At 63.2% G+C, this 13,180-nt stretch carries 13 protein-coding genes; 9 read left to right on the top strand and 4 right to left on the bottom strand.

Going from position 1 to position 13,180, the window contains the following annotated elements; genetic code table 11:
- Nucleotides 1-5: 5 nt before the first annotated feature.
- The 8 genes from ASD45_RS14330 to ASD45_RS14295 all read left to right on the top strand — a co-directional run bounded on the left by ASD45_RS14330 (nt 6) and on the right by ASD45_RS14295 (nt 7,286).
- Nucleotides 6-1,004 carry a GDP-mannose 4,6-dehydratase gene (locus tag ASD45_RS14330; RefSeq protein WP_056912096.1) on the top strand — a complete coding sequence of 333 codons (999 nt, stop codon included), beginning with the start codon at nt 6-8 and terminating at the stop codon, nt 1,002-1,004.
- Nucleotides 1,001-1,861: a transketolase gene (locus ASD45_RS14325; protein ID WP_056912095.1), complete on the top strand. Its 861-nt coding sequence runs from the start codon at nt 1,001-1,003 to the stop codon at nt 1,859-1,861. Before ASD45_RS14330 ends, ASD45_RS14325 begins: the two co-directional genes overlap by 4 nt.
- Nucleotides 1,858-2,781, top strand: a complete 924-nt coding sequence (locus ASD45_RS14320) for a transketolase C-terminal domain-containing protein (RefSeq protein WP_056912094.1) — start codon at nt 1,858-1,860, stop codon at nt 2,779-2,781. Before ASD45_RS14325 ends, ASD45_RS14320 begins: the two co-directional genes overlap by 4 nt.
- A gap of 27 nt (nt 2,782-2,808) precedes the next feature.
- Nucleotides 2,809-3,849 (top strand): zinc-binding dehydrogenase, encoded by a 1,041-nt coding sequence (locus ASD45_RS14315; RefSeq protein ID WP_056912093.1) that lies wholly within the window; start codon nt 2,809-2,811, stop codon nt 3,847-3,849.
- Between the two features lie 4 nt (nt 3,850-3,853).
- Nucleotides 3,854-4,456: a hypothetical protein gene (locus tag ASD45_RS14310; protein ID WP_056912092.1), complete on the top strand. Its 603-nt coding sequence runs from the start codon at nt 3,854-3,856 to the stop codon at nt 4,454-4,456.
- Nucleotides 4,453-5,460, top strand: a complete 1,008-nt coding sequence (locus tag ASD45_RS14305) for an aminoglycoside phosphotransferase family protein (RefSeq protein WP_056912091.1) — start codon at nt 4,453-4,455, stop codon at nt 5,458-5,460. The genes ASD45_RS14310 and ASD45_RS14305 overlap by 4 nt, the downstream gene beginning before the upstream one ends.
- Before the next feature lie 16 nt (nt 5,461-5,476).
- Complete coding sequence (locus ASD45_RS14300; protein ID WP_056912090.1) at nt 5,477-6,139, top strand: methyltransferase domain-containing protein; 663 nt, start codon at nt 5,477-5,479, stop codon at nt 6,137-6,139.
- A 73-nt stretch (nt 6,140-6,212) separates the two neighbouring features.
- Nucleotides 6,213-7,286, top strand: coding sequence for an acyltransferase (locus ASD45_RS14295; RefSeq protein ID WP_082540840.1), 1,074 nt, complete (start codon nt 6,213-6,215; stop codon nt 7,284-7,286).
- Here the strand turns inward: ASD45_RS14295 and ASD45_RS14290 are convergent.
- Nucleotides 7,274-7,876, bottom strand: a complete 603-nt coding sequence (locus tag ASD45_RS14290) for an SIS domain-containing protein (protein ID WP_056912795.1) — start codon at nt 7,874-7,876, stop codon at nt 7,274-7,276. The two genes, ASD45_RS14295 and ASD45_RS14290, sit on opposite strands and share 13 nt — an antisense overlap.
- 134 nt (nt 7,877-8,010) lie before the next feature.
- Here ASD45_RS14290 and ASD45_RS14285 point away from each other — a divergent pair, with 134 nt between their 5' ends.
- Entirely contained in the window at nt 8,011-8,742 is a 732-nt protein-coding gene (locus ASD45_RS14285) for a transaldolase (protein WP_244485369.1), read from the top strand.
- A gap of 49 nt (nt 8,743-8,791) precedes the next feature.
- Here the strand turns inward: ASD45_RS14285 and ASD45_RS14280 are convergent, their stop codons facing one another.
- From ASD45_RS14280 to mtnA, 3 genes are all read right to left on the bottom strand, one after another.
- Complete coding sequence (locus tag ASD45_RS14280; RefSeq protein WP_082540839.1) at nt 8,792-9,640, bottom strand: class I SAM-dependent methyltransferase; 849 nt, start codon at nt 9,638-9,640, stop codon at nt 8,792-8,794.
- Between the two features lie 111 nt (nt 9,641-9,751).
- Entirely contained in the window at nt 9,752-11,806 is a 2,055-nt protein-coding gene (locus tag ASD45_RS14275) for a bifunctional aldolase/short-chain dehydrogenase (RefSeq protein ID WP_056912088.1), read from the bottom strand.
- A 10-nt stretch (nt 11,807-11,816) separates the two neighbouring features.
- On the bottom strand, nt 11,817-12,917 hold the full coding sequence (gene mtnA, locus ASD45_RS14270) for an S-methyl-5-thioribose-1-phosphate isomerase (protein WP_056912087.1): 1,101 nt from the start codon (nt 12,915-12,917) through the stop codon (nt 11,817-11,819).
- Nucleotides 12,918-13,180 lie beyond the last annotated feature (263 nt).

The raw sequence follows: 13,180 nt of genomic DNA, 5'->3' as shown, positions 1-13,180 counted from the left end.
CGATCATGGCCAGTGCAGAACGCTTTCTCGTCTTGGGCTCGAATTCTTTTTCGGGCGCCACCTTCGTCGATTACCTCGCCGAGAAGGGCTACGACGTCGTCGCGACGTCTCGCTCCCCGGAGCCGCACGAGGCGATGCTGCCCTACAAGTGGCGCAAGCATCCGGGTTCGGTGCGTTTCGAGAAGGTCGATATCAACCATGACCTCGACGCGCTGGGTGGACTCGTAAAGCGCGAGAGGTTTTCGCATGTGGTCAATTTCGCCGCCCAGTCGATGGTCGGCCAGAGCTGGGATCATCCCGACGACTGGATGATGACCAACGTCGTCTCCACCGTTCGGCTGCACGTGCTGTTGCGCAGCCTCGATTTCCTTGACCGCTATGTCCATGTGACGACGCCGGAGGTCTATGGCTCGACGGAGGGCTGGGTGAAGGAGGGTACCCCCTTCAACCCGTCGACGCCCTACGCGGTGTCGCGCGCGGCTGGCGACATGAGCCTCAAGACCTTCGTCGATACCTTCCACTTGCCGGCGGTCTCGACCCGGGCCGCCAATGTCTATGGCCCCGGCCAGCAGTTGTATCGGATCGTGCCGCGGACGGTGTTCGCGGCCATGACTGGGCAGAAGCTGCGCCTCGACGGCGGCGGTCTCTCTGAGCGTGTATTTATTCACATGCGCGATGTGTCTGACGCGACGCTGAAAATCGCGCTCAAGGGCAATATCGGTGACACGTACCATATTTCCGGATATGAGCTTGTCACGATCCGGAAACTGGTAGAAATCATCCTCGCCAAGATGGGCAAGGCGTTCGACGAGTGCGTCGAACTCGGCCCGGAACGACCGGGCAAGGACGCTGCCTACATGCTGGACAGCGCCAAACTACGCACGGAACTCGGCTGGAAGGATGAAATCTCCCTCGAGGCCGGCGTCGAGGACGTAACCGCCTGGGCCCGCCGTTTCGAGAAAGAATTGCCGAACCTCCCATCCACCTATATTCACAAGCCATGAACCAGATCAGCCCCATCAGCCGCAAGGCGAATACGCCCGACGTCGCCTTCCTGAGAAAGCAGGCCGCCGAGCTGCGTGGCGAAGTCATCGGCATGAGCCACAAGACTGGCTCCGCCCATCTCGCCTCGTGCCTATCCTGCATCGACATCCTGACCGCGGCCTACTGGCACGCGCTCAACATCGACCCGGCCAAGCCGACCGACGACGGCCGCGACCGCTTCATCCTGTCGAAGGGCCATGCCGCGATGGCGATTTACGCCACTTTGGCGCACCGCGGCTATTTCCCGCGCGACCTGCTGGAGACCTACACTAAGGACGGCGGTAAGCTGGCCGAGCATCCGCCCGCCAACATGTTGCCGGGCATCGAGGCGGCGACCGGCTCGCTCGGTCACGGCCTGCCGATCGCTAACGGTCACGCGTTGTCGGCCAAGGTCAAGGACAAGGGCGCCAATTACCGCGTCTTCGCCCTGATGTCGGACGGCGAATGCAACGAAGGCTCGGTCTGGGAGGCGGCGATGTTTGCCTCGGCCCAGAAGCTCGCCAATCTCTGCGTCATCGTCGATTACAACAAATGGCAGGCGACGGCGCGGTCGAACGAAACGCTGCAGCTTTCGCCGCTGCGCGAGAAGTGGGAAAGCTTCGGCTGGGACGCCTATGAGATCGACGGCCACGATATCGGCGCCGTCGCCACGGCGCTGGCCGACGTGCCGAATGGCTCGAGCAAGCCGGTCGCCTTCATCGCCAACACCGTCAAGGGCAAAGGCGTGTCCTTCATGGAGGACGACAACAACTGGCATTATCGCGCGCCGACCGCGGAAGAGGTCGTCAAGGCGCGTCAGGAACTGGGTCTGTCATGAGAAACGCATTCGCCGACGAACTGACCAAACTTGGGGATGACGACGAGCGCGTCGTCATGCTGTCGGGCGACATTGGCAACCGCCTGTTCGACAAGTTCAAGGACAAGCATCCGACCCGCTTCTTCAACTGCGGAGTCGCCGAAGCGAACATGACCGGTCTGGCCGCCGGCCTCGCCATGAACGGTCTGCGCCCGGTCACCTATACGATCACGCCCTTTGTCACCACGCGCTGCCTCGAACAGATCCGCACCGACGTCTGCTATCACGACGTGCCGGTGACGGTGGTCGCGGTTGGCGCTGGACTTGCTTACGCCGGCCTTGGGCCGACGCATCACGCCTGCGAGGACATCGCTTTCCTGCGCGCGCTGCCGAACCTCGTCGTGATTTCGCCGGGCGATGCCTGGGAAGTGCGCGCGGCGCTGCGCGCGGTGATGAAGCAGGAACACCCGGCCTATATCCGCATGGGCAAGAAGGGCGAGCCGAAGATCCATCAGGGCCCGATCGAGAACTTCCAGATCGGTAAGGCCATCACCATCGCCGAGGGCAGAGACGTCTGCCTGCTGTCCCACGGCAACATGCTGCCGGAGGCGGTCGAAGCTGGAAAGCTTCTGGAAGCGAAGGGCAAGTCGGCGCGCGTCGTCAGCTTCCATACCGCCAAGCCGCTGGATGAGGCCTGCATCGCCGAGGCTCTGAACAAGTTCAAGCTCGTCGTTACTCTCGAAGAGCATAGCCTGATCGGCGGTTTCGGCTCGGCCGTCGCCGAGTGGACGGTCGACAACGGTTGCGACACCCGCAAGCTCATGCGCATCGGTACGCCCGACAAGTTTTTCAAGGAATCGGGCGAGCAGGAGCATGCGCGCGAACGCCTCGGCCTCACGGCTCATCAGATCGCCGATCGCGTCATCGCCAAGCTATCCTAACCGCCAAACCGCAAAGATACGGGCCCAATGAAAACCGAAGCTGCCCTTCTGGTTGAAACCGGCAAGCCGCTGGTCATTGAAACCATCGATATGCCGAAGCTGAAGCCAGGGCAGGTGCTGGTCGAGATCGCCTATTCTGGCGCCTGCGGTACGCAGTTGCTCGAAGTCTCCGGCGCCAAGGGCGAGGACAAGTGGTGTCCGCATTGTCTGGGCCACGAGGGCTCCGGCACTGTGGTCGACTGCGGTTCGGCCGTAACCAAGGTGAAGGCCGGCGACAAGGTCGTGCTGTCCTGGATCAAGGGCACCGGCATCGAGGCCGGTGGCGCGGTCTATGAATGGGACGGCAAGAAGGTGAATGCCGGCGGCGTCACCACGTTCCAGCGCCACGCCGTGGTCAGCGAGAACCGCCTGACGCTGCTGCCGGCGGGCATGGGCATGGATGTCGCGGTGCTGCTCGGCTGCGCCGCGCCGACCGGCATGGGCGCCGTGTTCAACGTGCTCAACGTCAAGGCCGGCGACGCGGTTGCCGTGTTCGGCACCGGCGGCATCGGCCTCAACGCGGTGATGGCGGCGGCGCTGGCCGGCGCCAATCCGGTGATCGGCGTCGACCTCAAGGAATCGCGCCGAGCCCTCGCCAAGACTTTTGGCGCCACCCACGTGATCGATCCGGCGGCCGGCGATGTCGTCGGCCAGATCAAGGCGATCGTGCCGCAGGGCGTCGATCTTTCGGCCGAGGCCACCGGCGTCCCCGCCGTCATGGGCGATGCGGTCAACGCCACGCGCCAGCAGGGCGGCCGCGCTGTGGTCATCGGCAATGCGCGCTACGACGCCCAGTTCACCATCAGCCCGTCGGTGTTCAACCAGGGCAAGAGCCTGATGGGCACCTGGGGCGGTGACAGCGTTCCCGATCGCGATTATCCGCGCTTCGGCCGGCTAATCGCCAGCAACCGTTTCCCGGTGCGCCAGTTGCTGTCCGAGCCTTACCGGCTGGAGGACATCAACGAGGCGCTCGAGGATCTGCGCAGCGGCAAGATCGGCCGTCCGCTGATCGATATGTCGAAGACATGATCTCATGCGCATTGGCGTCGATTTTGACAACACCATCGCCGACTACGAAGGTGTGTTTCACGCCGCTGCGCTCGAGCGCGGGCTGATCGACGCGGCGCTGCCCACCGACAAGAACGCGGTTCGCGATTTCCTCAACGGCTCCGGCCGCAAGGACGATTTCACCGAGTTGCAAGGCTATGTCTACGGCTCGCGCATGGAACTGGCGCGGCCCTATGAAGGCGTCAGCGAATTCGTGGCGCGGGCGCGCGCGGCGGGTCACGATGTCTTCGTCGTCAGCCACAAGACGCGCCATCCGCTGCTCGGGCCGAAATACGACATGCACGAGTCGGCGTGCGCCTTCCTGCGCGACTGCAATCTGGCCGGCGACGCGGCCGTCCCTGAAAGCCAGATATTCTTTGAGGAAACCAAGGAGCAGAAGATCTCCCGCGCCGCGGCGCTCGCGGTCGATGCCTTCATCGACGATCTGCCGGAGATCCTGGCGATGCCGGGCCTGCCGGCGGCGTGCCGGCGCATCCTGTTCGCGCCCACCGGGCTGAGCGACGAGCGCTTCGAGGTGTGCCGGTCCTGGGACGAGGTGTCCGTCCGGCTGCTTGGGGCCGCTCTATGAGCACAGCGGCGCCGGAGGACCTCGCCGGCTCGCTCACCGGACAAGCTGGGCTTGGCGCGCCCAAGCAGATCGAGGTGCTGGCCGGCGGCCGCAATAATCGCGTCTTTCGCGTCACGCTCGGCGATGGCACGGCCGTTGTGCTCAAGTGCTACCACCACGACCCGCGCGACCCGCGCGACCGGCTGCAGGCCGAATGGCGCTTTCTCGGCTATATCGGCGCCCGTGGTGTGCGCAACGTGCCGCAGCCGCTCGCCAGCGATCCGGCGCAGCACACGGCGCTCTACAGCTTCGTCCAGGGCCGCCGCGCTCCCTCGGCAGACGCCGATCTGACCGGGCAGGCGGCCGACTTCGCCATCGCCATCAACGGCGCCCCACGCCAGCCGCGCGACTTAGCGCCGGCGTCGGAGGCGTGTTTCTCGCTGGCCAGCCACATCGACATTGTGGACCGGCGCGTGGCCCGTCTCGTCGAGTTCGACGACGCCGTGCCGCATGTCGCCGCGGCGCGCGCCTTCGTCGAGACACGGCTCAATCCGGTATGGCGCCAGGTGCACGCGACCATCCTGCGCGAGGCGCAGGCCCGCGGCGTCGCCCCCGACGCGGCGATCGGCCGTGAGATCGTGTCGCCGTCCGACTTCGGTTTTCACAACGCCCTGATCGACGAGCAGGGCCGCGCCAGCTTCCTCGATTTCGAATATGCCGGGCGCGACGATCCCGCCAAGCTGATCTGCGATTTCTTCTGCCAGCCGGAGCTTGCGGTGCCCCTCAATCATTACGATGCCTTCACCGGCAAGGTCGCGGCCGCGCTCGATCTGGCGGAAGACGATCTGTGGCGCGCGCGCGCACTGCTCGACGCCTACCGGGTCAAATGGGTATGCATCATGCTCAACGAGTTCTCGCCGGTCGGCGCGCGCCGTCGCGCCTTCGCCTCGGCGCAGGATCATGAAATACGGGCGGCGCGCCAGTTGCGCACCGCCGAACGCTATCTCGACCTTGTGACCTCTTGAACCTCGGAGCTTGCTTATGGCCTACCGTGATTTCGTCAGCCTCATTCACAAATCGACCAAGCGCGATTATCTGGCGCGCGTCACACAGCGCGACAAGGCCGAGGTCGCCGAGCTTGCGATCCAGTTCGACCACGATTACTGGGACGGCAGCCGCGAGACCGGCTATGGCGGCTACAAGTATGACGGCCGCTGGCGCAAGGTCGCGGACGCGATGGTGGCGGCCTACGGCCTCAAGCCGGGCATGCGCGTGCTCGACGTCGGTTCGGGCAAGGGCTTTCTGCTGCATGACTTCAAAGAGGCCGTGCCCGGCCTCGAGGTCGCCGGCATCGACATCTCGAAATACGCCATCGAGCACACCATGGACGACGTCAAGCCGTTCGTTCAGGTCGCCAACGCCAACAAGCTGCCGTTCCCCGACAAGCATTTCGATCTGGTGATTTCGATCACCACGCTGCACAACCTGTACAACTACGATCTGCACGCCGCACTCAAGGAGATCGAGCGCGTCAGCCGCGGCAACAAGTACATCTGCGTCGAGACCTATCGCAACGAACGCGAGAAAGTGAACCTGATGTACTGGCAGCTCACCTGCCGGGCCTTCGCCACGCCGGATGAATGGGCCTTCATCTTCAAACAGGCGGGTTATACTGGCGATTACGAATACATCTGGTTCGAGTAATCAGGCGGCCTTAAGCTGAGAGGATGCAGTGGCGACTGCGAGCAACGACGAAACATATTTGAGACCCGTCAAAATGGCGCGGGAGGCTCACCTCGACGGCGTTCGAGGTGTGGCGTCCTGTGTTGTTTTTTTTGGGCACTTATCTTTAGCTCTCGTAGGCAATGGATGGATATTTAACGGCAACGGCGCAGTTTGCATATTCTTTGTTCTTAGCGGTTATGTGCTCTCTGAGCTCGCCCAAAGGTCGGGACTCAGTTTCCCGGCGCAAGTAGTGCGACGTTATATGCGCCTCGTTATCCCGATGCTAGTCACCTCGTTGTTTGCGTGGGCTCTGCTGGCGCTCCATCTATACAAAAATCAGGAAGCAGCGGCATTAACGGGAAGCTGGTGGCTCGCGAGTTGGTACAAGTTCGATTCATCCTTCAAAGCGATGGTAGTCGAGACAGTGTACGGTGTCTTTGTCAACGGCCACTCAGATTACAATTGCAATCTGTGGACCATGCGTCCCGAATTAATTGGAAGCCTTTTTGTCTTCCTGGTCAATGCCGCCGGCCGTACGCCTAGGATTCGGGCGATGTGCTATATCTTGCTCAGCGTCGGCTATTGGGGCGACTACGTATTGTTGTTTCCGGTCGGCGCGCTCTTGCATGAATATCGCAATGACTTGGGCCAGGCGCAGAATGGCACCGCATGGAAGGCTGCGGTCTTTCTCACTGGCTTGTTGCTCGTATCAGCGCCACAGATTTGGCTGCATCGCCTTGGCCTCCCCGCCATTGACGGGCTTTACTGGCACATGCTTGGCGCCACCATGTTAGTCGCTGCGATTCTAAATTGGCCGTTGTTGCAGGCGGTACTGGGCGGTGCGGTGGGGCGGCTGCTGGGACGAATCTCCTTCGTGCTCTACCTGATCCACGTACCAATTATCTGTAGCCTGACCTCTTGGCTGGTGCTTAACGTGCCGCCGAATCTCGCTACGCCCGCCGCCGCCTCGGCGACGATCGTCGTCGTCTTTGCCGTATCGATTGCGATGTATCGCTGGATCGATCTGCTGCCAACGCGCTGGTCGCGATCGGCAGGCCGCGCTGTCGATGGCTGGCTCGGCAGCAGGCCCCTGGTTAAGCCTGACAAGACCGTTCAGAGTCCTTGAACGTCGCCTTCGGCGAACAGTTCAATTTCCAGCGCGCCGCACAGCATCTGTCCCAGCGTGATATGCATTTCCTGGATGCGGGCAGTGGTACCACTCGGGACGACGAGCAGGTGATCGGCGAGGCCAGGGAGGTCGCCGCCGTCCTTGCCGGACAATGCCGCGGTGACGAGACCCATTTCCTTGGCCTGCCGCAGCCCCAAGGTGACGTTAGCACTCTTTCCCGAGGTTGTGATGCCGAGCGCGACGTCGCCGGGCCGGCCGAGCGCCTCAATCTGACGCGCGAATATCTGGTCGAATCCGAAGTCGTTGGCGCAGGCCGTCAGCGCCGACGAATCGGTGGTCAGCGCCAGCGCGGCGATGGCGGCGCGATCCGTCTTGTAGCGGATGGTCAGTTCGGTCGCGAGGTGCTGGGCGTCGGCGGCGCTGCCGCCATTGCCGAAGAACATGAGCTTGCCGCTGGCCCGCACCGACTTCGCACAGGCGGCGACCAGACCGGCAAAGGATGCGGCGAGAGCCTTCTCGGTCGCCTGCGCGACCTCGCGCTGCTCGGCGAACTCGCTGCGGTAATAGGCGTTTATATCGAAGGACATCGGGAGCACTTTCCTCGCCATGAACGGCGGAAAGTTGCATTTTCATAGTTCCCCTGCAAGGCGGCCCTTCCAGTGTCCCAGCCGCCGAAAATGGCTTATAGAGTGCCCGGTTTCGGGGCCGTAAGGAGCATGTCGTGACAATTGCAACGCTAGCTGGATTGAAAGTGAAGCTGTTTACCGACGGCGCCGACAAGGCGCAGATCGTGGAGATGGCCAAGAACAAATGGATCGCCGGTTTCACGACCAACCCTTCGTTGCTCAAGCAGGCCGGCGTGAAGGACTACGCCACCTTCGGCCGCGATCTCGTCGACGCCGTCCCGGACCGGCATATTTCCTTCGAGGTGTTTTCCGACGACATGCCCGAAATGGAAGCGCAGGCCCGCGTCATCAATTCTTGGGGCAGCAACGTCTACGTCAAGCTGCCGGTGACCACGACGCGCAACGAGCCGCTGTTCGACATGGTGCGCAAGCTCTCGCATGAGGGCATCAAGATCAACCTGACGGCTTTGTTCACCAGCGAGCAGGTCGAACAGGGCGTTGCCGCGCTCGACGGCGGCGCACCGTCGGTCGTGTCGGTGTTTGCCGGCCGGCTTGCCGATTTTGGCATCGATTATCGCCCGATCATGCAGCAGGCGATCGCCCGCGCGCGCGCGACCAAAACCGTCGAGGTCATCTGGGCCTCGACTCGCGAGGTCTTCAACGTCGTCGAAGCCGACATGATGGGCTGCCACATCATCACCGCGCCCGCCGATGTTCTCAAGAAGCTGCCCAATCTCGGCACCAAGACCGGCGCGGAATTGTCGCTCGCGGCGGTCAAGGCGTTCCGCGCGGACGCCCTGGCGGCGGGATTGTCGCTGGCCACGTGAGGCTGTGTCGTTACGTTTCAAGCACTGGCGTATTTCGGAATGAGGGTCGCTAGCCGCCCGCTCGAATGCCGACCGCGCACCAATACGGCTCGTGGTCAGAAAAACGAATGTCAGTAAAGCCGGCCCTCAGTAACATGGCCTGGATTTCGAGCTTGGAGAACCGTTGCTCGAGCCTCGTCGAAAATCGATCATACGCGTCCGTTCGCAACACATAAAACGGCTTGTCGCGATAGAAGGCCAAGGGAATATGTTCGAAGCGCAGTCCCAGTTTTTCCAGGAGACGAGCGATCCGTGCCAGCGGCCAGTAGACTAGGCCCGCCAGAGCGGTCGTGCTACCGATTTTTAGTGCATGCGGCAGTCGTGAGATTCCAAGGCGTAGCCAATCTGTCATCACCCAAATGGACCTGAACCAGACCGGCCGATTATCCATCGAATAGTACAAATATACGAGGAAGGGAGCGCCCGGCTTCAATCGACTTGCGATGTCCGAAAGTGCGCGCTGAGTATCTGGAAGATGGTGCAAGACGCCCAGAGAAAACGCAAAATCTAGCGATCCTGCCGGAAATGGTAGCTGTGAAACGTCACAATGATGGAATTCTACGTTGCTATGATTTGTAAGATTATTCTTGGCAACAGCCAATGCCATGGCGCTGGCATCGACGGCATACAGTTTTCCGACCTTCGGTGCAACGAGCGCAGCCCATCGACCGCTGCCGCAACCCAAATCGGCTCCCACGGGATGAGCCGGCAACATGTCCCACGGGAAAATGCCAAAGTAAGCGTCAAAAATCTGTTCGCGCGTCATAGCCGAAAGCGTGTCGTCCGAGTGGTCAAATGACTGCCACTCGCTCCCGAAGCCTTCAACGGTTTTTGGATCTACGTTGCTCTCTGCGCGCATTGACGCATCTCCATAAGATAGAAAGCCGGGGGAGTTCCCTGGCTTCCGTCTCCCACCTGTTAGATCGGCTCTATAGTCCGCCGCGAGGCCGAATGCCACGGTCCAGTCACGTCAACGCAGCGCCGCGGCGATATTGCCGCCATCGACGGTCAGCACGGCGCCGGTGGTTTTGCGTGCCAGCGCCAGCGCAACAAAGGCGTCCGCCACATCCGCGGCGCGTACCTCGCGGCCGAGCAGGTTGCCGCTCATGTAATCGCCCTCCGACACGCCGCGCGCTTTCGAGCGCGCCGCGACCATGTCGTCGGTCAATAGCCCGGAGCGGATGCGGTCGGCATTGACGCCGTTCGCGGTGATGCCATCGGCGCCGTAGTCGATGGCGTATTGCCGCATCAGCGCCAGCGCCGCCGCCTTGGGCAGGCCGTAGGGGCCGAAGTTCGGCCCCGGGTTCACCGCCTGCTTGGAGATGTTGAACAAGAGCGTGCCGCCGGTCGCCTGCGTCAGCATGACCTTCACCGCTGCCTGCGCCACGTTCTGCGCGCCGAAGAAGTTGAGTTCGAAGCTCTCGCGCAGCACGGCGTCGTCCACTTCGCCGATACGGCCCTGCCAGGCAGCACCTGCGTTCGAGACCAGGATATCGACACCGCCAAACCTCTCGGCCAGCGCCTTAAAGGCGGCATCGACCGAGGGGCGGTTCGTCACGTCACATTGAATCCCCAGCCCGCCCAGTGACTTGGCCGCGGCCTTCACGGCCCCGGCGTCGAGGTCGAACAGCACGATCTCGGCGCCCTCGCGCTTGAGCGCCGCGGCGGTCGCCCTGCCGATGGTGCCGGCGCCGCCGGTGACGACGGCGATCTGGCCCTGCAGCGGTTTCGGTTGCGACTTGCCGAGCTTGGCCTGCTCCAGCGACCAGTACTCCATATCGAACTGGTCGGCCTCGGTGATGGTCTCGAAGCGCCCGGTCTTCTCGGCATCGAGCACGACGGAGGCGCAGGTCTCGGCGATGTCGGCGGTAACAGCGGCGTCTTTCGCTGTCGGGCCGATACCGAACAGGCCGACGCCCGGCACCAGCGCGACGCGGGGCGTATCGTCGAGCGGCTTTTTCTTCGGATTGGCGTTGGCGTTGTGACGCTCGAAATAGGCGCGGTAGTCGGCGCGGAAACTCTCGATCGCGGCGCGTGCCGCCTTGGCGAAATCATCCAGCTTGCCGGCTTCGGGGGCGGGGAGGATGACGGGCTTGGGCTTGGTGCGGATCACGTGATCCGGCGTCACCGGACCCTGCTGGCTGTAGCGGGCGAGGTCGGCGCCATTCACATATTCGATCACCTTCGGCGTGGCGCGATGATCGAGCACGGCGCGCGCGTAGCGGCCTTCGGCCTTGTCGATCGGCGTCGCCAGGAGGCCGCGCAGGATCGGCGCGATCTCGGCGGCGCTGGCGAGTTGCGTCGGCAGCTTGACCTGTACCAGCGTCTTGCCCGCGCCCTTGGCCAGCTCCTGCTCGGCGAGGCTGACCAGCTCGATCATGCGGTCATAGGCTTCGCGCGCCGTGGCGCCGAACGTGAACAGGCCGTGCTTGTGCAGCATCAGGCCGATGCAATCGGGATGGGCGTCGAAGGTTTCCTTCGCCTTCTTCGCCAGCGCAAATCCCGGCATGACGAAGGGGATCACCGGCACCTTCGGCCCGAACACCTGTTTGCACAGCTCCATGCCGTCCGGCCGGTCGCACAGCGACAAGGTCGCGTTGGCATGGGTGTGATCGACGAATTTGTGCGGGATGAAGGCGTGCAGCAGCGTCTCGACGGATGGTGTCGGCGAGCCGGCATCGATCAGGTTGGTTCGTTGCAGGTTGACCATGTCCTCGTCGCTCAGCGCATCGAGCGCGGTAAGTTCGATGAGCGGCGCGAGTTTCACGGCGGGCAGGCCCGGCGGCTCGATCGTGCCCATGTCCCAGCCCGAGCCTTTGACGCAGAGCACGTCGATGATCCGGCCGAGCCTGTCAGTCACTTTCGTCTTTACCGATGTGTTGCCGCCGCCGTGCTGCACCAGGCGCGGCTCGCCGCCGAGCAACCGCGTCGTATAGGTGCGCAGCGCCACGTCCTCATTGACGTCCTGTCCGGCGTAAGTCGTGACCGCCGCGCGCGCGTCCTCGTCGGACCACAGGTTCTCCATCGAGTGCCTCTTATTCCTTCCGCGCGCGGTCGGGAAACAGGCCGCGCAGGCCGTCCGCCGAGGCGGCGCAGACGCCGCGTTCGGTGATCAACCCGCTGACGAGATGCGCCGGCGTGACGTCGAAGGCGTAATTCGCCATCGGGCTACCTTCCGGCGCGATATCGATCTCGACCACCGAGCCGTCCGGCAGGCGCCCGCTGATGCGCGAGAGCTCTTCGCCGCCACGCTCCTCGATCGGGATGTCGCGAATGCCGTCCTGAAGCGTCCAGTCGATGCTCGGCGAGGGCAGCGCCACGTAGAACGGCACGTTGTTGTCTTTTGCCGCCAGCGCTTTCAGATAAGTACCGATCTTGTTGCAGACGTCGCCGCGCGCAGTGGTGCGGTCGGTGCCGACGATGACCACATCGATCATGCCGTGCTGCATCAGATGACCACCGACATTATCGGCGATCACGGTGTGCGGCACGCCGTGCTGGCCGAGTTCCCAGGCGGTCAGGCTCATGCCCTGATTCCGCGGCCGCGTCTCATCGACCCAGACATGAATCGGCAAGCCGCTTTCATGCGCCTTGTACACCGGCGCCAGCGCCGTGCCCCAATCCACCGCGGCGAGCCAGCCGGCATTGCAATGCGTGAGCACGTTGAGACGCTCGGTCTTCTTGGCCGCTGCAATGTCGCGCAGGATCTTCGCGCCATTCTCGCCCAGCGCCGCATTGGCGGCGACATCCTCGTCGGCGATTTCCGCGGCGCGCCGATAGGCGGCGGCAAGACGCGCCTCGCGCGGCAGGTTGCGCAAGGCGCTGCGCATCTCGTCGAGCGCCCAGCGCAGATTGACCGCGGTCGGCCGCGTTGCCAGCAGAATGTCGTGGGCGCGGTCGAGGCCTTCGTCCGAGGCATCGGCCGCCACGGCGAGACAGACGCCGTAGGCGGCGGCGGCGCCGATCAGCGGCGCGCCGCGGACCTGCATGGTCTTGATGGCGCGGGCGGCATCGTCCAGCGTCCGCAAGGTGACGATGACGAATCGATGCGGCAGTTTGGTTTGGTCGATGATATCGACGGAACGGCCGTCATCACCGATCCAAATCGTGCGATAGGACTTGCCGCTGACGCGCATTCGACCCCCAGATGCGCCCTTATAGAGACGTGCCCCAGCGGTTTCAATCGACGGCTATCGCCTTGGCCCGACGTGTGAATCCGGCGCGCTGGCGCATCGCGGGCATCCTGGCAAGCTCGACTAAAGTGAGGCTGTCCCTAGTTGTGTGTGAATAGCGAAAATGGAACTATTCCCGCCGTGAGCCGTATCTATCTAATGGTATGTTCCCCGCCGGGGCGCGTTGTCTTTCGCTAGTGATACGGAGGCCGTTCATGGCCCAGTCC

The organism is Pseudolabrys sp. Root1462, from assembly GCF_001426945.1.
Taxonomy (GTDB): Bacteria; Pseudomonadota; Alphaproteobacteria; order Rhizobiales; family Xanthobacteraceae; genus Pseudolabrys.
The sequence above is the reverse complement of the archived record's forward strand: the minus strand, read 5'-3'. Positions and strand labels throughout refer to the sequence as shown.